The organism is Rhizobium oryziradicis, assembly GCF_001939045.1.
Taxonomy (GTDB): Bacteria; Pseudomonadota; Alphaproteobacteria; order Rhizobiales; family Rhizobiaceae; genus Allorhizobium; species Allorhizobium oryziradicis.
This window is the reverse complement of record NZ_MKIM01000019.1, coordinates 131,621-157,803: the sequence shown is the minus strand read 5'-3', so window position 1 is coordinate 157,803 and position 26,183 is coordinate 131,621. Positions and strand designations below refer to the sequence as shown.

The following is a 26,183-nucleotide window of genomic DNA, read 5'->3' as shown; positions in this document are numbered from 1 at the left end:
GGCTGCATCTCCTTACCGGTTGACGGATGGGTCGCCGTCGATCTGGCGACGGAGCGAAAGCGGGCGCATGTCGGTCCAGACCGCCGCGATATGGTCGAGGCAGGCTTGTTTTGATCCCTCGAAGCCACCATCGCGCCAGCCAAGTGGGATGGCCTTGTAGGTCGGCCAGATCGAGTATCGCTCCTCATCGCTGATGACGACGCGGTGTGGAAAATCGGTATTTTGGTCCTGGTTGCTCATGGTGTTGTTCCGTCGGAGAGGGGGATGAGGCCGAAACCTGCAAGCGATTGCAGCCCGTTCAGGAAGGCATCGTGGATGGCTGTGATGTCGCCATCTGAATGGGCAGTGGAAAGAAAACCGCCCCTGTCGCCGCTGCGCAGATGAATGCCAGCGGTGAGGAGTTCGAGTGACAGCAATCCCAGCGCCAGCGGTGGAATGCGGCTGCGGTTGACCGCAATCGAGAAGAAGGAGCCGAACTGGGTGAAGACGACGGGAAGCCGCGCTGCCGCAAGCGATGCATTGAGGCGCTCCACAAGGCTGCGCGTGCGAGCATTGAGGCCATCCTGCAAAGACCGGCCCTGCTGGAGCATATATGTCGCGGCGGCGCGCGCGGCTGCAAGCGCTAAGGGATGCCGGCAATAGGTGCCGGCAAAAAAGGTCGGTTGGGCTGGAGGTACAGATTGGTCCCCGAAAGACCAGGGGCCGCCGTCGATATGGTTCATCAATCGGTTGCTGCCCGCAATCAGCGCCAGCGGCAAGCCACCCCCGGCAATCTTGCCATAGGTCGCCAGATCCGCCTCGACTTCGAAATGTTGCTGCGCACCGCCGGGGGCGACGCGAAAGCCGCTGATCATCTCATCGAAGATCAGGATTGTGCCCGTCCGCTGCGTGACATCGCGCAGTGCGTGGAGAAAGGCGCGGGGCTGGATGTCGATATTGCGGCTCTGCACCGGCTCGACCAGCACGGCAGCAAAGGTTTCGCCATCCCGTTCAAGGATTTCCAATGCGCGCGGGTCGTTATAGGGCAGCAACACCACATCTTCTGCCGTTGCGGGCGAAATGCCGGGAAAGGCGGGCACGGTGCGCTCGTCATCGGGGCCAGCAATGCGGTTGAGAACCTGATCCGAATGGCCATGATAGGAGCCGATGAACATCGCAACCTTCCGTCTGCCGGTCGCCGCGCGTGCCAGCCGCAGCGCGGTCATCACGGCTTCGGTGCCGGTGTTGGTGAAGGTTACTCTTTCCTTGCCCGTCAGCGCGCAAAAGAGCGCGGCAGACTCGCCTGCCAGATCGGATTGTGGCCCGAGCGCAAAACCCTTGGCAAGCTGAGCTTCGATCGCTTCTCGGATGAAGAGCGGGTTGTGGCCAAAAAGGTTGATGCCCATTCCCATCAGCACATCAATATAGCGATTGCCGTCGATATCGTGCAGTGCGGTTCCCTCCGCCCGCTCGACCACAATCGGGTAGAGCGCCTCCTTGGCCATCAGCGAGAAGGGCACACCGATTGCGGATTTATCAGCCAACACGCGCCGGTTCTGCGCGCCCGCCGCCTTCGACTTTTCCGTTTTGCTGTTGAAGGCGGCGATGATGGTGGCTGCCGCCTGAACGGGTGTTGGATTGTTCGTCAGCGCATTCATAGGGCGGTCTCCTTTGTGGTCTCCGCCTGTATTTCGGACGTGGTGACTTTCCGGCAGAAGAAATAGGCGGCATGGCTGTCATCGACCGGCCCGCCCTGCGTGCTGCGCAAATCCGTGGAAAAGCCGCTCTCCTGCAGCGCGTGTGACATGGTGTCGAGATCGTGCCCCCAGATTTGGTTGACGACCGAGTGATGCTCCCATTGAGGTCGCAAGCGGCTGAAGTGGGAGAGGAGTGCTAGGCGGATACGCCGGAACCTCATTAATCGAGTGAACAGCCGATCCAGCATGGAAACGGGATGGGCATCGGGACGACGGTAGATATCGACAGTGAAGGCACCCAGGCTCTCAGCGGAATCATAGTGCGGGGTAATCAGCCAGGCGAAGTCGGTGTTGATCTCGCCCTCTGTTGGATGGCCGTGCCAATAGCGCGACATCTGGGCCGGATGGTTGACGTCGAACACGAAGATACCACCCGGCTTCAGCGCGCGGCTGACGCTCGAAAACACGGCGACCAGATCCTTGAGGCTTTGCATGTGATTGAGCGAGGCGCTGGTGCAGAGAACCGCGTCAAAGGGCTTCTCAAAGGCGAAATTGCAGGCATCGCCCTCAATGAAGGTCACGGACGGGGCGTTTTCGCGGGCATAGCGCAGCATATCGGCAGAGCCGTCGAGGCCAGTGACTGCAAAGCCGCGCTCCGAGAGAGCGGCCGCGAGCTGGCCGGTGCCGCAGCACAGATCCAGAATAGCGCCGCCAGTTGGCACATGCGGCAGCACCACCCGTTCGATCGGGCCGATCTTATAGGCACCGTATCGGGGGCCAAGAGTGCGGTTGTAAAGCCAGGCCCAGTGATCGTATTTGCTTGCTTGTTCAAGCATATCTCTGCTCATTTTCTGTGGAAGGGTTGAGCGCGCCATTGAGAATGAAAGCGCGCAGATAGGAGCGAAAAAGGCGAAGATCGAGCGCTGGCTCGACAATGGATGCGAGCGCAAGCGCGCGATGTGTTTCACTGCGCTCAACGGTGCGGGTTGCGCCTTGTGATGAAGTGGCAGGTGTTTGCTCAAAAAGGCCCATCAGCGGGTAAAGCGGATGATCGGTCTCTTCCCGCGCAATGCGATCCAACTCGGCACGCCATTCCAGCCGGGGAATGCGTTTCAGGTGGAGCCCTTCTGCAGCGGCGGCCTCAAAAAGCAGCGAGGACGAGACCGGCGAGGAGTGAACCAGATGGAAGGTCTGACTGATCGATGAGGGCTTGTCGGCAAGGGCAATGATCGCTTGGGCGACAGTGTCCACCGGCAGCATTTCCAGCGGGGTGTCACCCTCTGGTGCAAGCCCTGAGCGCAGATAGCCCTGCATGAGCCGGCACAGAATGTCGGCTTTGTTGAAGGTTCCAGTGCGGCTATCGCCCGAAATCGCGCCAGGGCGATAGATTGTCACCGGAAGGCCGCGCTGCTTGGCAGTCTCCACAAGATGCTCTGCAACCCATTTGGTCTGGTTATATCCGCCAACTGGCAGGGGAAAGTCCCGGATCGAAGCGCTTTCTGTGATCGCTTCGCCAGAGCCTCGCCGTGTAAGTGCACTGAGCGAGGAGACGAGATGCAGGGGCCGCCCTCGGCCTGCCGCCGCCAGCCGGATCGCCTCGACCGTGCCGCCAACATTGCTCGCGCGAAGCCGTTCATAGGGATGGAGATGATGAACCTCCGCACCATTGTGGATGACGGCCTCGACACTTTCACCGAGCGCAGTGTAGGTGGCATCAGAAAGCCCGAATTTTTGTTGTGAGAGATCGCCCGGCAGCGGTCTGATGCGCGCTAAAAGGTCATCCCGCCACAGGCCGTAGGATTGAAGCGATTGGCGCAGGCGATCCGCACCGGTCACACCTCGAACGAGGCAGGAGACCGTGCGAGACTTGTCTTTGAGCAGTTCGCTGAGCAGATATGCGCCCAGAAAGCCTGTCGCTCCGGTGAGAAATACATGGCTCGAAGGATGAGTAGACACAATCTGCGCTGGAATGCGGATGGCCGCATCAAGCTCGGTATCGGCCCTGCACATCTGCACTTCCGGCATGAGGCTGTTGTTTCGGTTGCTCACTCTTGCCGCCAGCGCTTCGACCGTCGGTGCTTCGAAGAGATCGACGATGGCGATGTCGAGGCCGAACGCCGATTTGGCAAGCGCCGATAGCCGTGTGGCCAGCAGCGAGTGACCGCCGATTGCGAAGAAATCATCGGTGGCCGAAACAGGCGAGCACCCAAGAATCTGCGCAAAGATCGCAGCAATTGCTTTTTCCATCTCTCCTTCCGGCGCACGGCCAGCCTGTTGCGCCAGATCGGGAAGCGGTAACGCCTTGGTGTCGATCTTTCCATTGACCGTGAGTGGCAAGCGATCGAGCCAAAGGAAGGCGTCCGGCACGAGGTAGCGGGGCAGACGTGCAGCAAGAAATGCCTTCATGTCCAGTGCTGTGACAGTGGTTGCATCCTTGGCAACGCCATAGGCAATGATGCGCTTTTCACCATCGATCTCGTGGATCGCCACTGCAGCTGCCGCGGTTGTGGGATGCGTCAGCACCATGGCCTCGATTTCACCCGGCTCAATGCGATAGCCGCGGATTTTCACCTGATCATCGAGGCGGCCAAGAACCCGGATGCGGCCATCCGCCAGCTGGCAGGCACGGTCGCCTGTGCGGTAGAGCACGCCGCCTGTTGCGGAAAATGGATCGGGCACGAAGCGCTCGGCGGTCAGGGCCGGGCGACCGTGATAGCCGCGCGCAATGCCGAGCCCGCCAATATGCAGTTCGCCCGGTTGATTGATCGGAACCGGCTCCAGATTGTCATCCAGCACATAGAGTTGCTTGTTGGCAGCTGGCAGCAAGCTCGCCTCCATAGGATGGCCATTGCCGCAAGGCACCATGCTGGCATTGACTGTGGTTTCCGTCGGGCCATAGGCGTTGATGAACAGCCGCCCGGTTCCCCAACGCTCGATCAATTCGGGCGTTGGCGCTTCGCCACCGGTCAGCACCATGCGCAGCGCTGGATAATCGTCCGCTGGCAGCGCGATAAGCGCAGACGGTGTCATTGTCACATGCGTTACAGCTTCCGTTTTCAAATGTTCGGCAAGCGCTGGTCCGGGCAGAAGCTCGCCGGCGGGTAACAGCAGCAGTGACGCGCCTGCGCCGAGTGCCATGACGAGTTCTGGAATCGAGGCATCAAACGAGAAGGAGAAAAACTGGAGCACACAATCGCCCGGCTTCACCCCGCCAATGCGAATCTTGTGCTCTGTCAGGTTGACGAGGCCCCTGTGCTCGACGAGCACGCCTTTTGGACGCCCGGTCGATCCCGAGGTGTAGATGATATAGGCAAGGTGATCGGGCCGGCTGACGAGATCAGGATTGCCCGTCATTTCATCCTGCGGCCAATCTGTATCGAGATCGATGCGGGTCACTGTCTCCGGCAATGTCCGGCGGCTCTCGGTCAAAACCAAACGGGCTTTGGAATCTGAGAGCATCATGGCGAGGCGCTCGGGCGGATAGGCCGAATCAAGCGGCAGATAGGCAGCACCAGACTTGAGCACGCCGAGCCAGGCAGCAATCATGTCGAAACTGCGCTCAAGCGCGATGGCAACGATGGTTTCCGGACCGGCACCGAGACCGCGCAGATGGTGCGCGATCTGGTTGGCGCGCTGGTTCAGCGCGCCATAGGTCAGCGTATGTCGCTCGCCATCAATGACATGAACAAGCGCGATTGCATCTGGTGTGCGGGCCGCATGAGCTTCAAACACGGTGTGGAAGAAGGCTTTCTCATCAAAAGGTGTTGCCGTCGCATTCCAGCCAACGATCTGGCAGTCACGCTCCTCTGCTCCAAGCAAGGGAAGAGCAGCAAGGCCCGTCTCCGGCTCGCGGGCAATCTCCTCGATCAGCACGCCGAAATGGGCGGCAAGAGACGCGATTGTCTCAGGGCGGAAAAGCGCTGCGTCATATTCGAAAGTGCCATGGATTGTGCTTCCGGCATCGATCAGGTTGAGGCTGAGATCGAGTTTCGCAACACCGTCGTGCCGTGGCAGGCGGGTCAGCGTAAGGCCCGACAGTCCCACCCTCTGTGAAGGTTGAGCATCGAGCTGGAATTTCAGCTGGAAAAGCGGATGGACGCTGGGGTCGCGCTCTGGCTTCATTGCTTCCACCAATTGCTCAAAAGGCAAGTCTTGATGGTCAAGCACTGACCAGAGGGTCGCCTGCGTCTGGCGCAGCGCCTCGCGGAAGCTCGCAGCAGGAGAAAGTCGTGTGCGGACCGGCAGCGGATTAACAAACAGGCCAATCAATCCTTCCGTTTCCCGGTGGCGACGGTTAGCCACGGGCGTGCCAATCACCAGATCTCTTTGCCCGGTATAGCGATAGACAAGGGTGTTGAAGGCCGTAAACAGTGTGGCGAAGAGGGTGGCACCTTCTGCTTTCGCAAGTGCTTTCAGCCGGGCCGTCGTGTTGGCATCGAAGGCGATGGCATGTAAGGCTCCGGCATTGGCCTGAACAGGTGGCCGTATGAAATCCCCCGGTAATTGCGTGGCGGGAAGCGGCGCTTCTAGATGATTGGTCCAAAACGCTAAAGATTGCTCAAGCGCCGGGCCTGCCAGATGGTCGCGTTGCCATGCGGCGAAGTCGCCGTACTGGATGGGAAGCATGGGAAGATTCGCATCCATGCCCGACACCTTGGCTTTGTAGATCGCTGAGAGATCGCCAAGCAGCACATCCATCGACCAACCGTCCCCGGCAATGTGGTGCAGCGTCAAAAGGAGCAGCGTTTGCTCAGAGCCAAGGCGGATTGCCGTCAGGCGCAGCGGTGGCTCAAAGGCCAGATTGAAGGGCCGCCGCGCTTCCTCTTGCCGTATCCGATCGATTTCCGTCTCATCCGGCTTGTCAGCCTGCCGGTCGATCAATTGCAACGGAATATCGCTGTCGGCGATGATGCGTTGAGAGGGAATACCATCGCGCATATTGATGCGGGTGCGCAGGATCGCATGGCGCTCTGCAACGCTTTGAAGCGCTGCTTTTAAAGCGGAAAAATCGATGTTGCCGCGTGCCTCGACGGCAAGCGAAATGTGATGAAGGCCAGCATCGGGCATCATCTGCTCGACAAACCACAAGCGCTGCTGGGCAAAGGACAGCGGTGGCGCGTCGGCATGACGGGCAGGGATTGTTCCACTCGTTACCGCGTCATGATCGTTTTGGGGACGGGAAAGCGTCGCAATGATCTCTGCCTTGCGGGCGCGGATCGTATCGGTGATGTCCTCAGTGAGCACACTCTCGGAGCCTGAAAGCCGCAGCCGTCCATCGACGCATGTGATGCGGATGCCTTTTTCCGACAGGCGCAAAAGCAGCGCGTCTACCGTTTCGAGCGCCGTCATCGGCATGCCTCCGTCAGAGCACGTCGGACCTGTTGTCCACACACCTTTTGTGCGGAAACGGCCGTGGCGGAGATGCCTTTACCCGGAGCTATTTTGAGAATCATTACAACCTCAGCTTGGATTGTGAATTTTGATTGAGCAGTCGTCAAAAGGGTATTTATATTGTTGACTAAGATATTCAAGAATTATATGCAAGTGCCAATTCGATGGCGAACGCAGATTGCCATCAGCAAAATTTCAAGCGGCTGAATGCCCTTTTGTGAACGCAAAAGGGCATGTTTGGCAATGGGCGGATTTTCCGCGGGCGCTCTTCAGCAAGGAGGGGATGGCAGTGCACGATACGTCCTGGACGCAACGAATCTCGCAAAGTGAGGCGAATTTTACGTCTATAATTCATATGCTTGAGAATCGTTCGCGGGATATGGCGGATGATGTTGCCATGCGTTTTTTCCACGATGATGCGGTTACGACAGCGCAGGCAAAGCCGGATTGCTGGACCTGGCGCATGCTTCGTGACCGGGCGCGGCTTGTGGCTGACGAAATTGCCCAGACGGGATCTATTGCTCCCGGCGCGCGCATTCTCGTGGTCTATCCGCCGGGCCTTGGTTTCATCGCGGCCTTCTTTGGATGTCTTTATGCAGGTGCTGTTCCCGTCCCCGTTCCGGCCCCGCGGCGGAACGATGGAATCAATCGATGGTTGTATGTCGCGCGCGATGCCGGGATAAGCGGAATTCTCTCAACCGCTGAACTGCTGGATGTTCTTCGCCCCTTGCAACAGGCCGTCGGCCATGGCTTCGCGCTCGCCCCGAAGGCCGCCGATCCTGCAACCCCAGTCGTCTTTGAAGATGATGGCACGCCATTTCATGCGCCAGAGGCAAAGCATGTCGCTTTCTTGCAATATACATCGGGTTCGACGAGCGATCCAAAAGGGGTGATGGTCACGCATGGCAACCTGATCGCCAACCTGCGGCAGATCAGCTTGGCGTTCGAATATGGTCCATCCGACATATCTGCCTGCTGGCTGCCGCATTATCACGATATGGGGCTGATCGACGGTATCTTGTCGCCATTGTTCAACGGCTTTCCGGTGGCGCTGATGGCACCTGCGTCGTTTCTGCGCAGGCCCCTGCGCTTTCTGGAGCTGGCAAGCCATGTGCGCGCCACCGTCATTGGCGGCCCCAATTTTTCCTACGAGCACTGCGTTGATAAATATTCGCCGCAGGCTGGTGCCGGACTTGATCTCTCCAAAATCCGCATTGCCTATAATGGGGCAGAGCCGATCCGCCCGAAGACGCTGGAGCGCTTTACCGCCGCTTTTGCGCCCCATGGTTTTCGTGGCAAGGCATTTTATTGCTGCTACGGTCAGGCGGAAGCCACGCTGTTCCAATCGGGTAACAGTCCCGACGATCCACCGTTGATCCTGTCTGTCAGCCGCAACGCGCTTGTCGAAACCGGGACTGCCGTCGAAACGGATGATGGCGACGAGTATGATAGGCTCGCTCTTGCCGCCTGCGGCCGCCCTGCCGAGGGGCTTGACCTTGCGCTTGTCGATCCCGAAGCGGGCAGGCGCGTGGATGATGGCACGGTCGGTGAAATCTGGATCCGGGGTCCGAATGTGACGCCTGGCTATTGGGGCCGCACGCAACTGAATGCGGAGACCTTTGATCAGGTGCTGGACGGATTGCGCGGTTGGCGCCGCACCGGCGATCTGGGGTTTCGCCGCAATGGGCAGCTCTACATCACCGGTCGGTTGAAAGATCTGGTGATCATCCGCGGGCAGAACCATCACCCGGAAGATATTGAGCAATCCGTCTTTTCCAGCCATCCGGCACTTGCACAAGGCCGGGCGGGGGTGTTTGCCATCGAGATTGATGGCGAGGAGCAATTGGGCGTGGTTTGTGAACTGACCCGCGATGGCCTGCGCGATCTTGATGCCGATGATGTGATCCGCGCCGTGCGCGGTGCCGTCTCGCGCAATCACAACATCAGGGCCGCCGTCATCGCGCTGTTGCGGCCAAGCAGTCTGCCACGCACGCCGAGTGGCAAAGTTCGCCGGTTCGCTTGCCGACAGGGTATCGCAACGGGTGATCTGCGCATCGTTGCCCGCTGGGATGCAAAGCCAGAGAGTGTGCTCAGCGCCCCCGCGCTTGCCGAGCAACGAAGCTGGCGTGACCAGCTTCAGCAATCGCCGAGAGCGCTTCGCAAGGAAGGGCTGCGGCATCTGTTGCGGCAGGAGGTGGCTCTGCTTGCCCGGTTGGGCGAGGGGGACTTGCCCGCAAATTCCGCTGGCTTCTTTGATCTTGGTCTCGATTCTGTGGCGCTCGTCAATATCGGCGCAACGATTGAGCGAGAGCTGGGCGTGCCGGTTCCGCCAACCCTGATTTTCGAACATCCGACCATCCAGGCCCTGTCAGATCATCTCTATAGCCTCATCGAAGACGATCAAGCGGGGAAAGCGCCTCTTCAGGACGCAAAGCTCCAGAGCAATGGGTCTGTGGCTCACAATCCACCCTCGTCTGCCCCTGTCGCCCGCTCCGCTATCACCTCGGAACTTGCTGCCCTGAAGGCATTGCTTCGTTGAACGCAGCATCCTTAATTTGAACGAGAGAAACCCTATGACTGATGTTGAAACCCCGACCCCGGACATGGTTGACCAGGATGAGATCCTCTCGATTTTAAAAGATGCGCGTGGGCGTCTGGAGGCGGTGCAAAGGGAAAAGGACGAGCGTGTGGCAATTGTCGGCATGGCCGCGCGCTTTCCCGGAGCCGATGATCTCGACACATTCTGGGATATTCTAAAGCAAGGTCGAAGCGGCCTTCGCTCTGTGACGGATCAAGAATTGCAAGAAGCCGGGGTCGATCCCACGATGGCGACCCGACCGGATTATGTCCGCGTCTGGGGTGGTTTCGACGATCCGACGGGCTTCGATGCCGGCTTCTTCGGATATTCGCCGCGCGATGCGGAATTGCTTGATCCCCAACATCGCGTCTTTCTCGAATGCGCAGCGAATGCTCTCGACCATGCGGGATACAACAGCGCAACCTATGCCGGTCGTATCGGTGTCTATGCCGGTGGTGCGCTGAACTATCATTTCAGCCAGATACAGGCCAATCCGGCGCTCAAGGACGCAACAGATCCGATCCAGGCGGGCCTTGGCAATGTGCTTGGCATGATTGCCTCGCGTGTTGCCTATCATCTTGATCTCACCGGGCCAACCGTTGGCGTACAGGCCACCTGCGCCACGGCGCTTGTGGCGCTTCACCTCGCGGCACGCGGCCTTTTAGCGCGTGAGGCGGATATGGCGCTGGCGGGTGCTGTCGCTATTGGCCAGCCGCGCCCGGAAGGCTATCTCTACAAGAGCGAAGGCATCGCCTCGCCGGATGGCGCATGCCGTCCGTTTGATGCCAATGCCGAGGGCACAGTTTTCACCAATGGCGTCGGTGTTGTCGTTCTCAAACGGCTGAGCGACGCCATTGCTGACGGAGATACGATTCATGCTGTTCTCAGCGGATCGGCCATCGGCAACGACGGCTCCGCAAAGGTCGGGTTAACGGCGCCCAGCGTTGCCGGGCAAACGGCGGTGCTTGAGGCAGCCCTTGCCGACGCCCGCCTCGAAGCCTCAGAGGTGGATTACGTCGAAGCGCATGGAACCGCAACGACCCTCGGCGATCCCATCGAAATCCGTGCGCTGTCCAGTGTGTATGGCGATGCGCTGACACGCCAGGGCCGCCGCTCCGGTCTTGGTTCTGTGAAGGGCAATCTCGGACATATGGATGTGGCAGCCGGAATGGGAGGGCTGATCAAGACCGTTCTTGCGCTGAAGCACCAGATCCTGCCTGCCAGCATCAATTTTACCAGCCCGAACCCGGCCCTTGATCTGGCCGTAACCCCTTTCGACATCGTTGCCGAGCAGCGGCCATGGCCGGTGACCAAGCTGCGCAAGCGTCGCGCAGCCATAAGCGCCTTTGGCATGGGCGGGATGAATGCGCATGTGATTGTTGAGGAACCGCCGGTTCGCGACCGCGAAGCGGACACCACCGGGCCTTATCTCTTGCCACTTTCGGCCAAAACGCCGGACGCGCTGGCAGCAATGCGAAACGCGCTGGCCAATCATCTGGACACCGATGATGGCGCGCAGCTCGCCGATATTGCCTATACGCTCCGGCAGGGCCGTCGGGCGATGGAGCATCGCTTTGTCGCCCTTGCAAGGAACAGAGACGATGCCGCGCATATCATTCGCAGCGGTGAGGCCCCCCATTGTGTTTCGGGTGAGCCGCTGGCGGGCGATGCAAGTTTGATCCTGCTGTTTCCGGGGCAGGGTGCACAATATCCGGGAATGGCGCGGGCGCTGTATGAGACGGATGCAGCATTCCGCACCGCCTTCGATGCCTGCCTGCGCTTGATGCCGCCCGAACTTGACCTCGCGGCCATCATCTTTGGCGATGGCACAACGACAGAGCTGCTTTCCCGCACAGAGATAACGCAGCCAGCACTTTTTGCAGTCGAATACGCGCTGGCGCAGATGTGGCTTGCCAAGGGCATCAAGCCACGGGCCATGGTCGGTCACAGTCTCGGGGAATATGTTGCGGCCTGCCTTGCCGGGGTCTTTTCGCTGGAAGATGCGGTGAAGCTGGTTGTTGCCCGCGGGCGGCTGATGCAGGCCTGCCCGTCCGGTGCCATGCTCTCCGTGATGCTCTCGGAACAGGAGGCGCGCGCATCACTGTCTCCCAACGTGGAACTGGCCGCTGTCAACGGTCCGCGCAGCACAGTTTTGGCGGGCACGGCAGAGGCAATTGCCGAACTCGCGGAGCGGTTTGATCGCAGCGGTATCGGCAGACATGAGCTGAAAACCTCCCATGCCTTTCATAGCTTCATGATGGAGCCTGCGCTTGAAGCGTTTGCGCAGGTGCTCGCCACGGTGACACTCAATGCGCCGCAGATTGACATTGTCTCGAACCTGACGGGCCATTGGCTGACGGCACAGGAGGCGACTGACCCGGCCTATTGGGTGGCCCATCTGCGCCGGACTGTTCTGTTTGGCCCCTGCCTTGCGCGGGTGCTTGAACTGCCAGCTCCTTTTCTTCTTGAAGTTGGACCCGGATCGACACTGACCCGGCTTGCGCGCCAGCAGGGAAAGGCTCAGCTTCGCGTTGCCACCTCGCTGCCTGATGCGAAGGTGCCACTTGATGCCTGCGACCACGCGCTGCTGGCATTGGCGGAGCTCTGGATCGCGGGTATTGATGTCGAACTTGTGGCCGCAAAAGAGGTAGGCCTGCGTCGCCGCGTGCCTCTTCCAACCTACCCTTTCCAGCGCAGTTCCTACGCGATTGCGCGGATTGCACCCACCGAATCCATCCCCGACAAAGCCGCCCGGCACACATCAATTGAGGATTGGTTTTACCAGCCGGTCTGGCAACGCGCGCCCTTTGAGCCTTTCACGACGAGCGGTAACGAGCATTGGCTTATCTTTGGCGGTGAGGAGACTGTTGCCGCAATCGGTCCGGTTCCTGATCAGATCAAGATCACACGGGTGAAGCCTGACACAGTCTACGGGATTGCTGAGGGCAGGTATCACATCGACCCCACTGACCCAGATCACTATCGCAAAGTGCTTGCCGATCTTGCGGCCAACGATGCAACACCGACCCAGATCGTCAATGGTTTCTCTCTTGACACCAATGCGGCCCCAGACATCGCTTTCACCGGCAGTTTTGCACTTGCCAAAGCCTTGATCGCCAGTGAGAGCCGCCCGCCACTTCAGACTGTGTTGGCATGCGGTCTGCATGCCGTGACCGGCGCAGAGACCGTTGATGCGCAGGTGGCCAAGGTGCTTGGTATGCTCCGCGTCCTGCCGCAGGACATTCCGGGCATCTCCTGCCGAAGCATCGATCTTGCCCCTTCAGAAGGTGCCATCGTGCACGGCCTTGCCGAGCAGATGTCACGCCCTTGGCGCGACGATAGCACTGTGATGGCGCTGCGCAACGGCTATTGCTGGGTGGAGAGCCATGTGCCAACGCGCTTGCCGGAGCCAGTCGATGTTTCGGCTCTCACGGCGGGGGCCACTTACCTTATCGCAGGCGATCTCCTCGACGGTCTGGCGCTCGTCTATGCCCGTGCGCTCGTTCAAACACTGGGCGCGAAGGTCGTCATCGTCGGACCCGGCGGGCTTCCAAATGCTGCGGATTGGGAGCAATGGCTTGCCTCGCACGGGCCGAAGCATCCGATCAGTGCCTTTATCCGGGCTTTGCGCAGCATTGGCACACCGGGAGAGGACTACGTGCTGTTCAGCGGAGATCTCGCTGATGCCGCTTGGCTCGCCGCATGCTTCAAGGCGCTTGCCGCACCGTTTGGCCCGATCCGTGGCGTTTTCCACACAGCAGGCATGGGCGAGGTTTATCACTGCCCACTCACGGAGGCCGCAGCGGAGCGCACTGCCGCCCTGTTTGCAACCAAGGTTGATGGCCTGAGCGCTCTCTCAGCGGCGCTTGCCGGTCACGCCCCGGATTTTGTGCTTGTTCAGTCGTCCTTCTCGACGCTGGTCGGTGGCGCGGGTCTTGCCGCCTATGCGGGGGCCAACAGCTTTCTCGAAGCCTTTGTTGATGCACAGTGCGGCACCCATCGTCCGGTCTGGCAGGCAATAGCCTGGGATGCATGCCTTCCTTTTGGCACCACGCGAGAGGAGGCAACAGGCTTTCTTACCGACGCGATGGACGCCGACGAGGTCTGGCAGGCAACCCGGGCGGTTCTCGCCCATCCACAGGTCTCCCGGCTTGCCGTGACGCCGTTTGATCTGCGGCATCGCATGATGGCAACACGGCAAGAAGCAAGAGCCGGCGCGGTCGTGGATCAAAAGGACAATGCCGGGCGCGAGCGTGTGCAGGCCGCGTTCATTGCCCCGCGCGATCCCATCGAGACCGATGTGGCGGCTGTTATCGGGGAACTTCTTGGCATTTCGCGTATCGGAATCGATGACAATTTCTTCGAGCTTGGCGGACATTCCCTGCTTGCCGTGCAGGTCGTGACGCGGTTGCGCAAGCAATTCTCAATTGAGCTGCCCATGCGCGCCCTGCTGTTTGATGCGCCGACCGTAGGGGGCATCGCTGCCGTTATCCGGGAGCGGCTTGAGGCGGCATTGAAAGAACAGGCGGAGCTTTCTGCCCTTTTGGACGACATTGAGGCAGAGACGCTCCGCAAGGAGGCCTGACGGTCCCCTGCCTTCCATCCGCAATACGTAAAGGAACGACGACGATGAAATTCAGCCTCTTCTATTTTGATGGCGATGGCTCTGCTGCCAGCGGTGACAGCTATCGACTGCTGATGGACAGCGCAAAATTTGCCGATGACAATGGCCTGAGCGCGCTCTGGGTGCCGGAGCGCCATTTTCATGCCTTCGGTGGCCTCTATCCCAATCCGTCGATGATCCATGCCGCACTGGCCATGGTGACAAAGAAGGTGCAGTTGCGCTCCGGCAGCATTGTTCTGCCGCTTCATCATCCCGTGCGCGTGGCCGAAGAAATTGCCGTGGTGGACAATCTCTCACAAGGCCGTGTGGGTGTGGCGATTGCGTCGGGCTGGACGCGCAACGAATTCGTGCTGTCGCGTGAGCCGCACGGCAGCCGCCGCAGCCTGATGTGGCGGAGCTTTGATCAGGTCACCAGGCTGCTTGCTGGCGAGACGCTCACCTTTGAAGATACTGAAGGCAATGCCGTTGAGGCAAAGACGCTGCCGCGCCCAATTCAGCCGCGCGTGCCCTTCTGGGTGGCCTGCCAGTCCATGGAGACCTTTGTGGAAGCGGGCCGTCGCGGCATCAATGTGCTGACGGCGCTGCTCGGCGAGACATTGGAAAGCCTGACGCCCAAAATTGCCGCCTACCGCCGGTCGCTGGAAAAGAACGGCTTTGACCCGGCTGCGGGCACCGTCACCATCATGGTGCACACCTACCTCGGCGGCGATGTCGAGACTGTGAAGGCCAATGTCAAAGGCCCTTTCAGCGATTATCTCAGAACCCATTATCATCTGCTTGAGGGGCTGGCCCGCAGCATGGGTCTTGATATTGCGCTCGAAAATTTCAGCCGGGACGATCTCGACAGTCTGATCGAGTTCGGGGTTGAGGGCTTTATCAAGGGCCGCTCGCTCATCGGCACGCCGGAAAGCACGGCGGAGACCGTGGAAGCGCTGGCGGCGGCGGGCATCGATGAAATCGCCTGCCTGATCGACTTCGTGCAGGATTACGATCTCGTCATGGGCGGTCTGCCGCATCTGGCGCGGCTTGCGCGCCAGCATGCGCCAAAGCCTGCAATCGCCGAAGCCGTATAGGGAGACTGCCCGTGAACTCTGCCGATCCGATTCTGGCGCTGCGCGCCCGCGTTGCGGCGCTGGGTCTTGCCGAACGCGAGGCTTTCCGCCGCCAGCTCGAAGCCCGTGGGATCGCCTGGGAACGGGTAGCACCGCAAGAGACGCCACATGAGACGCCAAGGGTGCCAACCCGCACCGAGCGCCTGCCGCTGACACCCGGCCAGAAGCATTTCTGGCTCCAGCAGAGCCTCTATCCCGCAAGTTCTGCGTATCACGTTGCGTATCGCTGGCGGTTTGAGGGGCCGCTTGATCGTGCAGCCCTTGAGCGCAGCCTTGCAATGATCGTTTCCCGGCATGCACCGCTCAGGACCGCCTTTCCGGTGGAGGCCGGTGAGCCTTGGCAGCAGGTTCATCCAGCCCATGATTTTGCCATGGGCTTTACCGATCTGGAGGTGACAGGCGAGGATGGTGAGGCGCTGGCGCTGGCTGTTGCCACGGAATCTTTCGATCTCTCAAAGGCACCGCTGATCCGGGCACATCTCTTCCGGCAGGATGAGGGCAATCACCTGCTGGCGATCACCCTCCATCACATCGTTGCGGACGGCTGGTCACGCGGTGTGCTGATGCGCGAGCTGACGGCCTGCTACCGCGCCTATGCCGTGGGTGCAACGCCCGATCTTTCGCATATCACTCGGGATTTTGGTGATCTGGTTCTCGATCAACAGGCATGGCTTACAAGCCCGGATTGCGAACGCGCCCGCGGCTACTGGAAGCAAACGCTGGCCGATCTCAAGCCGCTGGAATTGCCAAGCGATCGGTCCCGCAGCAGCAGCGTTGACATGACGGCGGCCACCGTGACACGGATCATTCCCGTCTCGGTGTCGTCGCAGGTCGCCTTGCTCGCCAGCCAGCTTGGAACGACGCCTTTTGTCGTGATGGCTGCGGCCTTCACGCTGCTGCTTCATCGCTACAGTGGCGAGCGGGACCTGTCCGTCTGCGTGCCCGTTGCCGGGCGGGACGATCCGATTGCGGCAGGGCTGATTGGCCTGTTTACCAACACGCTGGTGCTGCGCGCGCAACTCGACCCGCGCATGACATTTTCGCAGTGGGTCGGGGCTGTGCAGGAGCGCTTCTCGGATGCGCTCGACCATCAGGCATTTCCCTTTCCGCTGATTTCAGAAGCACTTGGCATGAGCCGCGACCAACGGCAGAACCCGCTTTCGCAGGTCATGTTCCAGTTGCAGTCGCAAAATTATCGCGCACAGAATGCCGAGCAGATCGATTTCGGCATCGGCGGCCTCAAGGTGCGCCAACAGCCAGCACGGCTGCGGGAAACAAAGGTCGATCTCAGTTGGTATGTGATGGAGCGGGAATCCGGCTATCTGCTGAACATCGAATATCGCGCAGCGATCTTCGATGCCTGGCGGATTGAGCGCATGGCCGCCCATTTCGAGGTTTTGCTCGGCTCCATCCTGCAAGCTCCCAATGCTCTGCTGCCAACGCTTGCCTATCTCACAAACGAAGAGCATGCCGCCGTGGTTGCCCTTGGAACGCCTGCCGTGCGGCCCGTGCCTGACATCACCGTGCAGGATGCGATTGCGCAAGTTGCCTTCCGCCAACCCGATGCGATTGCGCTGGAAAGTCAGGGCCGCAGTTGGACCTATGGCACACTTCAGAAAGATGTGGATGCGCTTGCCGAAACGCTTGTGAGCCTTTCGGTTTGCCCCGGCGATCGGGTTGCCGTTTCGCTGCCGGGCAGGGGACAATCCGTCATCGCCTTCCTTGCCATTCTGAAGGCGGGTGCGGTCTATGTTCCGCTCGATCCCGACCATCCGGCTGACCGGGTTGCCTATGTGCTTGAGGATTCCGGTGTCAGCCTCGTGCTGACGGACAAGGCAGACCTTTATCCGGCCCAGCGCTCTTTTGACCCGACTCTTCCGCTGCCGGTCAGCGAAAACCTTTCCGTCCTGCCGCCTTCGGACCCTGCGCGCATCGCTTATCTTCTCTACACCAGCGGCAGCACGGGCCGACCGAACGGCGTGCCGATTGGCCATGCAAGCCTTCTCAATCACCTGCGCTCCATGGCCGTCTCGCCGGGGCTTGCGCCCGGTGATCGGCTTTTGGCAATCACCACGCCTACCTTCGACATTTCCATTCTGGAAATGCTTCTGCCGCTCAACGTTGGTGCAACCACCGTGCTCTACGGTCAGGACCTGCTGCTTGCGCCACAGCGGCTTGCCGATGTGCTTGTCACGGATCGCATCTCGCATTTGCAGGCAACGCCCGCCTATTGGCGCATGTTGATCGACAGCGGTTGGGAGGGATTGCCGCATCTGATAGCGCTGTGCGGCGGCGAGGCACTGGATGCACCGCTTGCCCGCAAGCTGATTGATCGCACGAAAGAGCTGTGGAACGTCTATGGGCCGACGGAGGCGACAATCTGGGCAAGCGCGCTCAGGGTCACCCGCGCCCATGCGGAAAGCGGCAAGGTGCCGGTTGGTGGCCTTCTCGACAATACCCATCTCCATGTTCTCGACGCCTATATGCAGCCCTTGCCGCGCGGCATTGGCGGCGAACTCTATATCGGCGGGCCGTGCCTCAGCCCCGGTTACTGGAACCGCCCGGCGCTGACAGCCGCCCGTTTTGTGCCGAACCCGTTCTGCGATGAAAACAGCTCTGCGCTTAGGCTCTATCGCACAGGTGATGCGGTTGTTCGTCTGGCAGGTGACGAGATTGAATTTATCGGCCGCACGGATTTTCAGGTCAAGCTGCGCGGCTATCGCATCGAGATTGGCGAGATTGAGGACAAATTGCTGCGCGAAAGCGTCGTTGAGCAGGCCATTGTCACGCTTGACGCAGAAAGCGAACGGCTGATTGCCTATGTGCTGACACACGATCTGCCCGCGACCAACGATGGTGAGATTGAGCGCAAGCTGCGCCAGTCGCTGTCGGCGCAATTGCCGCGCTACATGGTGCCCACCGCCTTTGTGATGATGAAGGAATTTCCGCTCAACCCGAATGGCAAGGTGGATCGCAAACAGCTTCCGATCCCACAGCTTTCCACAACGCAGGCGGAGCCGGTTCCAGCCCGCAATGCCACCGAGGCGACGCTGCTGGCGATATGGAAGACCGTGCTGCGGCGCGAGGATTTTGGCATCGAGGATAATTTCTTCGATCTCGGCGGGGACTCTATTATCGGGGTTCAGATCGTCGCGAAGGCCCAGGCCAAGGGGCTGAAGCTTGAGCCGACCCAGATTTTCGAGTTGCAGACAATCGCGGCTCAAGCTGCCGCCGCTTCCGCTGCCGAGAGCGAGGTTCAGGCAGTCGAGGTTGCCGAAAGCGGGTCCAGCTTCGAGATGACGCCGGTGCAGACGGGCATGCTGTTCCACAGTCTGATGGCCCCAGCCTCAGGCACTTATATCGAGCAATGCTGGTGTGTGCTGGAAGGCCCGCTGGATGTGGATGCCTTCAAAGCAGCGTGGGAGAGGGTGATTGTCCGCCACGAGGTCTTGCGCGGTGCCTGCCGTTGGGTGGATGTCGAGCGGCCCATCATGGTCATTGCAGAGGAGGTTGTGCCCGAATGGCGCGAAGCGGATTGGTCGGGTAACGACGCGGCGGGACAGGAAAAAGCCTTTGCGGCATGGCTGGAGGCGGATCGCCGTCGTGGCTTTACGCTGGATGCTGCACCGCTTTTGCGGTTTGCGCTGATCCGGCTCGGTCCCAATCGCCATCGCTTCGTCTGGACTTTCCACCACCTGTTGATGGACGGCTGGTGCGGCTCGCTGCTTGTCGGTGAAATGCTCAAGGCCTATGCTGGCAAAAGCCTGCCGGTGCCGCCGCCGTCTTATCGCCAATACGTGGCGTGGCGCGACCGGCAGGATAGTGCTGCGGCACAAGCCTATTGGACGCACGCTCTTGCCGATCTGCCTCAAGGCGGTCTTTTCGGGGAGACGAAAATTAGCGAGACGATGCCCGAGGCCATTGTCGAGATCCGGCGCAGCCTTGATGCAGGGCTTGCAACGCGGCTTGCCGCCATGGCGCGGCGGCAGCGGTTGACGTTGGCCACCGTGCTGCAAGGCGCTTGGGCGCTGCTGCTATCGCGCTATGGGGCCGAAGATGATGTGATTTTCGGAACGGTTCTATCGGGCCGTCCGCCGGACCTGCCAGATGCAGACCGCATGATTGGCCTGTTTTTGAACACGGTGCCGTTTCGCGCCCTGACACGACCGGATGACACGCTCGCCGAATGGCTTCAGGGCCTTCAGACGGCGCATCGCCAGCGGGAAAAGCATGGGCATGCAGCGCTTGCCGATATTCAGCGCTGGGCTGGCAAGACCGCCGATCAACCGCTGTTCGACACGTTGCTGATTATCGAAAATCTGCCACTTTCGATGCAGGCGGCCTTTGCGGAAGGAACGCATACGCTTAACCTCACCGATCCCGGCAGCTATGAGCGCACGCATTATTCGCTGTCGCTCCGGATTTTCCCCGGTGCCGAGATTGAGATTGCGCTTGCCGCAGACCCATCCCGCCTGTCATCCACGGGTGCCGATCGTCTGCTGCGGCATTACGAGACTGTGCTTGCGTCCATCGCGGATGATCCGCAAGCCTGCCTCGGCACCATCGATATGCTCAATGCCGATGAGCGTGAAATTCTGCTCCAGATGGGCCAAGGTCCGCAGACGCGGCCAAGTGTGACCGTACACGACCAGATCATTGCGCGGGCGAAAGGTGAACCGGGCAAAGCCGCTGTCATTCAGGTGGGTGAGGGCCGCGACAGCACCATGACCTATGGCGATCTCGTTGCTTATGCGGATGCTCTTGCCCTTCGCCTTTACCAGCGCGGCATCGGTCGGGGTGCGGTCGTTGCGGTCTATCTGCGACGGGGAAGGGCACTGTTGCCCTCGCTGCTGGCGGTCATGCGGTCGGGTGCGGCTTATCTGCCAATTGATCCCGACTATCCGGCAGAGCGCATTGCCTACATGCTGGCCGATTCCGGTGCGGCGCTGGTGCTGACAGATCTTGAGGACCGCGAGCGGGCGATGATGCCGCAAGATGTTCCGGTGATGGACCCGACCCAGATATTCGGCGGTGCGTCAACATCCTTCGAACCTGTTGCGGTGCAGGCCGATGATCTCGCCTATTTACTTTATACCAGCGGCAGCACCGGCCAGCCAAAGGGTGTGGCAATCACCCATGGTGCGCTTGCCAATTTCATCGATTCCATGGCCGAAAAGCCGGGGATGGGCGAGGACGATCGCCTGCTGGCGCTGACCACGATTGGCTTCGACATTGCCGGGCTGGAATTGTTCGCCCCCCTGTCGCAAGGCGCAACAGTGCTGCTTACTGAGAGCGCTATTGCCCGCGACGGTCGGCGTCTTGCCGCGCTCGTGGATCGCGTGCAGCCGAGCGTCATGCAGGCAACGCCTGCCGGGTGGCGCATGTTGATCGAGGCGGGGTGGCACGGCGCTCATGGGCTTCGCATGCTGTGCGGCGGTGAGGCGCTGGACAGCCGTCTTGCGGCCGAGTTGCTCGATCGCGGCGACTGCCTTTGGAATCTTTACGGTCCAACCGAGACAACCATCTGGTCAGCGGCCACTGAGGTTCGGCGTGAAGACCTCAGCGATAATAGTGTCGCAGTTGCTGGCCCCATCCAGAATACCCAACTCTATGTTCTTGACCGGCGTGGCGAACCGGTACCTCCTGGCACGCCGGGTGAGTTGCACATTGGCGGTGCGGGCTTGAGTCCGGGCTACTGGGGCAAACCCGGCCTGACGGCAGACAGGTTTATCCCCAACCCTTTCCGGCGGGGTCCTCAGGACGGCTACCATCTCTACCGCACTGGCGACCTTGTGCGTTTGGCCGAGAATGGCACCCTCGATTTTCTCGGTCGGATCGACAATCAGGTGAAGCTGCGCGGCTACCGAATCGAACTCGGAGAAATCGAGGCGAGGCTCGCGGCCCATCCACGCGTTGCCGAAGCGGCAGTGCTGGTTGAGGATGGTGGTGCTGGCAAGCAGCTTGTCGCCTATCTGCGTTGGCGAGAGCCATTTGTCGGGGAGGCGAGCGCGGAGCTTGGACCCCATATGGCCGATAGCCTGCCGCTCTACATGCTGCCATCGGTCTATGTCGTGCTCCATGCCTTCCCGCTCACGCCAAACGGCAAGGTTGATCGCCGTGCCCTTCCGGCCTGCCGGCCAAAACTGGCACTGCTGCAAACGCGTCCGCCGGTGTCCGGCGAACCTGCCGCAACGCTCGCTGCGATCTGGCGAGAGGCGCTTAAAATCGACCATGTTGGTCCCGGTGACAATTTCTTCGAATGCGGCGGTCATTCGCTGCTCGTTGTCTCGTTGCAGGGGGTGATCGACCAGCGTTTTGGAATATCGATTGATATTACCGCCTTCTTCCGGTTTCCAACGCTGGAAACTCTGGCCGCTCATATTGCACAACTCCAAGCCGGTCGTGAAGGCGAGTGGTCTGGACGTGATAGGAGCCTCTTGCGCCAGACGGGTCGCGATCGCCTTTTGGGTCGTCGTGGCCTGCGGGCAGAACGCACGGGTGCCTGACGCATGGAGACAGTTGAAACCCTTGGCGATGCGGATCTCCTGCGTCGCCCGCCATCCGCGCGGACAAGAAAGACGCTTTTTCGGCTCAGCCTGCCGATGTTCGTGCATTCGCTGCTGACCTTCGTGGTCATGCTGTCGGAAATGCTGATTGTGAGCGCCTATTCCACTGACGCAGCAGCAGCGGTGGCGATTGCGCGGCAAGTGCTTCAGGTGGTCTTCGAGATCTCAAGCATGGTCGGGATCGGTGCGGTCATTCTGATATCGCACAGTTTGGGCCGGGGTGACGAGGAGGGTGCCCGCCAGATCGCGGCACTTGCAGTCTTGACCAACACGCTCATCGGCCTTCTGATTGGCGGTCTTCTGTTTCTCTGTGGACCGGTGACCTTGCGGATTCTCGATGTCCCGGCATCAATTGTTGACGATGCAAGCCTTTATCTGTCCGTGGCCGCCGCTGCCATGGCTTTCAATGCGCTTGCCTCCGCGGCAATCTCCTGCCTGAGGGCTTTTGGCAGCAGCCGCGTGATCGTGATGACCGGTCTCGTCCTGTCGGTGATTTACATCGGCGCAACCTATGTTCTTGTGCTTGGTGCGGGGCCAATTCCGCCTCTTGGGGTGACAGGTGCGGCCTATGCGACGCTCGGCTCCAGGATGGCAATGGCGCTGATGTTCGGCCTTGCGGTCTATTGCGTGCTCGGTCTTCGTCTCGTGTCTGGGCCGTTCAAGGTGCAGTTTTTGCGTGTGCGGCGAATGCTCGTTCTCGCCTTTCCAAGTGTTTCCGACTATATCGGCTACGGTTTTTACCAGCTTGTGCTGCTCGGCTTCGTTGCGGGATACGGCGTCTCCAGTGTTTTGAGCCGTACCTATGTCATGCTTGCCATGACGTTCCTCGTCCTTGTCATCATGGCTGTGAGCCAGGGAAACGAAGTGCTCGTCGGCTATCGCTGGGGCGAAGGGCGGCGGCAGGACGCCTATCGTCAGGCGTTGCGCTCCAGCTTTGCTGCGAGCTTGGCAACGACAACGATCGCGCTTCTTTTTTGGCTTTTCTCCGCTCAGTATCTCGGATTGTTCGGACAGACCGGCGAAGTTTTGAAACTCTCCAAAGACCTGTTGCTGCTGACAATCTTCATCCAGCCGGGCTTTGCCTTCAATACAGTGTTGCTGCATTCGCTCAGGGCTGTCGGTGATGCACGGGTCCCGGTTATCGTCAGTATCGGCTTGACCTGGGGGCTTGGCCTGCCGCTGGCATGGCTGTTTTGCGTGCACGCAGGCTACGGGGTTGAAGGTGTCTGGTACGCGCTGATCATCGAAGAAACATTGAAGGCTGGCTTCATGCTCGCGCGCTGGCAGGCGCGCGGATGGCTGCGCAATGTCGTCGCATGACCTTGTCTTGTGCAACGATGTCCAATTGATCTTGAAACATTTGCCCATGGTCACCACCCGCCAAATATGCGACTATGGCTTAACGATTAACTGACCTGATAGTGCCATCCATGCGCCTGAAACGGCAATCCGAAATTGCGATCGGTATATTGACAGCTTGCGCGAAAAATCCATCGACGAAGTACCCTGCCCAGCATCTGGCGCAAGAGGTCGGCGCAACGCGGGATCATGCCTATCAAGTTGTTGCGCTTCTGGTGCGCAACGGGTTTCTCAACAGCGATCGCGGGCCGGGTGGTGGTCTGCGCCTTGCGCGCGACCCTAAGGACATCAGGCTCGCCGACGTGCTGCGCATCACCCAGCCGGAACTGGACGGCAGCGCGGAAGAACCGGAACCGGGTACGCTCAAAGGGCAGCCCTTGCTTGATGGCATCGTTGCAGCAGCTTCATCCTTCCTTGTCCGACTACTCGACCGTTTCACGGTTGCGGACCTTGTGGCCTCGCCCGATAGCTCCGCTATTGCGTGTCTTGAATGCAGTCTCGTAACCTCCCGACCGGCGCGCGAGCGTCTGATGCGCTTGCCTGTGCCCCAGTTGCCTGTGCCCGAGTTACCTGTCCCTCGTTCGTCTCCCGTGGACGACAGCGTCGATGCCGACGCCTGATCTGTGCTGACGTTGCCGGGCAGCAATCGTATCCACTATGCCGCGTCGCATGTCTTGGATGGGTCATCCGCGCTTAGATCCTTGAGCGTGAACTGGTCAGCCATTCGCAAGAAATTCTCGGCTGCGGCCTCGACGGCGAGGGTGAGCACATTCTCATCCGCATGGCTGCGGTGTTTATCACCTTGAAAAAGATCCGTCTGGGTGAGGCGCAGAATGGTGCCGAGCGTTACGCCAGCCGGATTGATGGCAAGCGCCACGCGACCATCTGGCTCGCGTTGCAGCAGTCCATGCCGGAGCAACAGCAAGATGCTTTTGATGATCTTCCCTGAAGGGCCATTGCACAATTCGGCAAGTTCCCGGAAGGCAAACTTACGGTCCGGTGTGCAGGCAAAGGTGGTGAGGATTGCAAATACGGTCATGGTTTCGCGTGTGAAATGCATCATCCCTCTCTCCTCGCCCTATTGCCTAAACTCAGTTCGGTTTCTGATCAATAGACGTGTGAGCGGTTCGGGTTAGGACCGTAGGGGTCGATTTTTTTCGCCAGCGCAGGCTGCGTGTCGGTCAAAAGGTCCAGCATACTGTCGCGCAGCCGGACCCTTGTGAGAATGACGGCAAGCCTTCCGGTCAACAGTTTTGCGTTCAACCGGGTCAGCATCTCCGGTTTGATCGCGCGAAAATCGTGCACAGGCATTGGCACCAGCATGGAGAGCGGATCTGGCATGTGGTTGGTATTGCCACCATCAACTCAATCGGTAATCTTGGTGGTGTCGGCGGTGGTAACGTATATTCTGGCGCGCTGTGCTGCGCGTTCCGGGGTTCGCAAGGCCTCTATCCAAAGTAAAACGTAGATACGGAGAATTCTGATGCGTGAAGACAAGATTGCCCCCGAGGTTGTCACCGCCGTACAGGTTAGGGATGCCGTCTGCCGAGCAATCGCAGCGTCCAATATCCTGAAAATGGCAGCTGCAGAATGAGCTGGAACAACGCCTCCGCACGGGCCACGCTGCGTCGTATTTTCAATGCTGCGGTTGCCAGCGCCGATCCGGCCAAAGTGCTTGCCGCGCATTTGCCCGAGCGCCCCTCCGGGCGATGTGTGGTGATTGGGGCCGGCAAAGCCTCGGCTGCCATGGCAGCGGCGCTCGACATGGCCTGGCAGGATGTTGACCTGAGCGGCATTGTGGTCACACGTTATGGCCACGCTGTGCCCGCGGGGCGGATCGAGATTATTGAGGCCGCTCACCCGGTTCCTGATGCCATGAGCGTGGAAGCCGCAAAGCGTATTCTCGAAAGCGTCCAAGGCCTTGGTCCCGACGATCTGGTCATCGCGCTGATTTCCGGCGGTGGTTCCTCGTTGCTCGTGTCCCCGGCGGGTGGGATGACCTTGGCAGACAAGCAGGCCGTAAACGCTGCTCTGCTGGCCAGTGGGGCGACGATTGCGGAAATGAATACGGTGCGCAAGCAATTGTCCACCATCAAAGGCGGGCGCCTGGCGCAGGCGGCCTATCCTGCAAAGGTTGTCACGCTGGTTATTTCCGATGTGCCGGGTGACGATCCTTCGGAGATTGCTTCGGGACCGACCGTGCCAACGCAGACAACGCTTGAGGATGCCCGCGAGATTGTCGCACGCTACAAGCTTGATTTGCCGCTGGCGGCACAGGAGGTTCTTGCGCAAAAGCAAAACCTGCTCCCCTCTCCACCAATGAATGTTGATGTCCGGTTGATTGCCTCGCCTTCCATGGCTTTGGCAGCGGCCGCGGAGATTGCCAGACAAGAGGGATTGCACAGCGTGATTTTGGGCGATGCATTGCAGGGCGAAGCGCGTGAGGTTGGCACTGTCTTTGCCGGGATTACCCAGTCAGTGAAGATCAAGGGGCTTCCCGTCTCTGCTCCAGCCGTCATCTTGTCGGGCGGAGAAACATCCGTGTCCCTGCCGAAGGGCTGTCCTGGGCGGGGCGGACGCAATTCTGAATTCCTGCTTAGCCTTGCCCTTGGTCTGAACGGTCTCGATTCTGTCTGGGCAATTGCAGGTGATACCGACGGAATCGATGGCGTCGAGGATGCCGCAGGTGCAATCATCGGGCCAGACACGCTTTTGCGGCTGAAGCAGGCGGGTATCGCGCCGCGTTTGGCCCTGGCCAACCATGACAGTTACACGGCTTTCAAGGCCATTGGCGATCTGGTTGTCACCGGTCCAACGCTGACCAATGTTAACGATATTCGGGCGATCCTGATTGGATGATTCTGTAAAGCATGTCGC

General features: G+C 60.0%; 13 protein-coding genes. 7 read left to right on the top strand and 6 right to left on the bottom strand.

Annotated features, from left to right (window positions below):
- Nucleotides 1-12 precede the first annotated feature (12 nt).
- Genes BJF95_RS01835 through BJF95_RS01820 form a run of 4 tightly spaced genes read right to left on the bottom strand, consistent with a single transcriptional unit; the run spans nucleotide 13 to nucleotide 7,025 of the window.
- Entirely contained in the window at nucleotides 13-240 is a 228-nt protein-coding gene (locus BJF95_RS01835) for an MbtH family protein (RefSeq protein WP_075637732.1), read from the bottom strand.
- A complete protein-coding gene (locus BJF95_RS01830; RefSeq protein ID WP_075637731.1) occupies nucleotides 237-1,637 on the bottom strand; it encodes an aspartate aminotransferase family protein in 1,401 nt (466 codons plus the stop codon). Before BJF95_RS01830 ends, BJF95_RS01835 begins: the two co-directional genes overlap by 4 nt.
- Complete coding sequence (locus tag BJF95_RS01825; protein WP_245297213.1) at nucleotides 1,634-2,512, bottom strand: class I SAM-dependent DNA methyltransferase; 879 nt, start codon at nucleotides 2,510-2,512, stop codon at nucleotides 1,634-1,636. The genes BJF95_RS01830 and BJF95_RS01825 overlap by 4 nt, the downstream gene beginning before the upstream one ends.
- Nucleotides 2,505-7,025, bottom strand: a complete 4,521-nt coding sequence (locus BJF95_RS01820; RefSeq protein WP_075637729.1) for a non-ribosomal peptide synthetase — start codon at nucleotides 7,023-7,025, stop codon at nucleotides 2,505-2,507. The genes BJF95_RS01825 and BJF95_RS01820 overlap by 8 nt, the downstream gene beginning before the upstream one ends.
- Before the next feature lie 439 nt (nucleotides 7,026-7,464).
- On the opposite strand from BJF95_RS01820, the gene BJF95_RS01815 reads away from it, so the two are divergent.
- The 6 genes from BJF95_RS01815 (at nucleotide 7,465) to BJF95_RS01790 (ending at nucleotide 23,926) form a co-directional block, all read left to right on the top strand.
- Nucleotides 7,465-9,606 carry an AMP-binding protein gene (locus tag BJF95_RS01815; RefSeq protein ID WP_245297212.1) on the top strand — a complete coding sequence of 714 codons (2,142 nt, stop codon included), beginning with the start codon at nucleotides 7,465-7,467 and terminating at the stop codon, nucleotides 9,604-9,606.
- 34 nt (nucleotides 9,607-9,640) lie between these two features.
- Nucleotides 9,641-14,230 carry a type I polyketide synthase gene (locus BJF95_RS01810; RefSeq protein WP_245297211.1) on the top strand — a complete coding sequence of 1,530 codons (4,590 nt, stop codon included), beginning with the start codon at nucleotides 9,641-9,643 and terminating at the stop codon, nucleotides 14,228-14,230.
- A 44-nt stretch (nucleotides 14,231-14,274) separates the two neighbouring features.
- Nucleotides 14,275-15,342, top strand: coding sequence for an LLM class flavin-dependent oxidoreductase (locus tag BJF95_RS01805; protein WP_075637728.1), 1,068 nt, complete (start codon nucleotides 14,275-14,277; stop codon nucleotides 15,340-15,342).
- Between the two features lie 11 nt (nucleotides 15,343-15,353).
- Entirely contained in the window at nucleotides 15,354-21,887 is a 6,534-nt protein-coding gene (locus BJF95_RS01800) for a non-ribosomal peptide synthetase (protein WP_245297210.1), read from the top strand.
- Between the two features lie 3 nt (nucleotides 21,888-21,890).
- Nucleotides 21,891-23,267, top strand: coding sequence for an MATE family efflux transporter (locus BJF95_RS01795; RefSeq protein ID WP_075637726.1), 1,377 nt, complete (start codon nucleotides 21,891-21,893; stop codon nucleotides 23,265-23,267).
- Between the two features lie 110 nt (nucleotides 23,268-23,377).
- Nucleotides 23,378-23,926, top strand: a complete 549-nt coding sequence (locus tag BJF95_RS01790) for an Rrf2 family transcriptional regulator (RefSeq protein ID WP_075637725.1) — start codon at nucleotides 23,378-23,380, stop codon at nucleotides 23,924-23,926.
- A gap of 35 nt (nucleotides 23,927-23,961) precedes the next feature.
- On the opposite strand, the gene BJF95_RS01785 is transcribed toward BJF95_RS01790, so the two are convergent.
- Together BJF95_RS01785 and BJF95_RS01780 are read right to left on the bottom strand one after the other, a co-directional pair.
- On the bottom strand, nucleotides 23,962-24,369 hold the full coding sequence (locus BJF95_RS01785) for a hypothetical protein (protein ID WP_075637724.1): 408 nt from the start codon (nucleotides 24,367-24,369) through the stop codon (nucleotides 23,962-23,964).
- 44 nt (nucleotides 24,370-24,413) lie between these two features.
- Entirely contained in the window at nucleotides 24,414-24,647 is a 234-nt protein-coding gene (locus BJF95_RS01780; protein WP_075637723.1) for a hypothetical protein, read from the bottom strand.
- Nucleotides 24,648-24,896: 249 nt separating this feature from the next.
- Between BJF95_RS01780 and BJF95_RS01775 the strand changes: the two genes are divergently transcribed.
- Nucleotides 24,897-26,165 carry a glycerate kinase type-2 family protein gene (locus BJF95_RS01775; protein ID WP_075637722.1) on the top strand — a complete coding sequence of 423 codons (1,269 nt, stop codon included), beginning with the start codon at nucleotides 24,897-24,899 and terminating at the stop codon, nucleotides 26,163-26,165.
- Nucleotides 26,166-26,183: the final 18 nt, after the last annotated feature.

Excerpts from the sequence above, each read along its gene's own strand:
- BJF95_RS01830 (WP_075637731.1), bottom strand. The coding sequence starts at position 1,637 with ATGAATGCGCTGACGAACAATCCAACACCCGTTCAGGCGGCAGCCACC.
- BJF95_RS01805 (WP_075637728.1), top strand. The coding sequence starts at position 14,275 with ATGAAATTCAGCCTCTTCTATTTTGATGGCGATGGCTCTGCTGCCAGC.
- BJF95_RS01810 (WP_245297211.1), top strand. The coding sequence starts at position 9,641 with ATGACTGATGTTGAAACCCCGACCCCGGACATGGTTGACCAGGATGAG.
- BJF95_RS01780 (WP_075637723.1), bottom strand. The coding sequence starts at position 24,647 with ATGCCAGATCCGCTCTCCATGCTGGTGCCAATGCCTGTGCACGATTTT.
- BJF95_RS01835 (WP_075637732.1), bottom strand. The coding sequence starts at position 240 with ATGAGCAACCAGGACCAAAATACCGATTTTCCACACCGCGTCGTCATC.
- BJF95_RS01785 (WP_075637724.1), bottom strand. The coding sequence starts at position 24,369 with ATGATGCATTTCACACGCGAAACCATGACCGTATTTGCAATCCTCACC.
- BJF95_RS01825 (WP_245297213.1), bottom strand. The coding sequence starts at position 2,512 with ATGCTTGAACAAGCAAGCAAATACGATCACTGGGCCTGGCTTTACAAC.
- BJF95_RS01815 (WP_245297212.1), top strand. The coding sequence starts at position 7,465 with ATGCGTTTTTTCCACGATGATGCGGTTACGACAGCGCAGGCAAAGCCG.
- BJF95_RS01790 (WP_075637725.1), top strand. The coding sequence starts at position 23,378 with ATGCGCCTGAAACGGCAATCCGAAATTGCGATCGGTATATTGACAGCT.
- BJF95_RS01820 (WP_075637729.1), bottom strand. The coding sequence starts at position 7,025 with ATGACGGCGCTCGAAACGGTAGACGCGCTGCTTTTGCGCCTGTCGGAA.
- BJF95_RS01775 (WP_075637722.1), top strand. The coding sequence starts at position 24,897 with ATGAGCTGGAACAACGCCTCCGCACGGGCCACGCTGCGTCGTATTTTC.
- BJF95_RS01795 (WP_075637726.1), top strand. The coding sequence starts at position 21,891 with ATGGAGACAGTTGAAACCCTTGGCGATGCGGATCTCCTGCGTCGCCCG.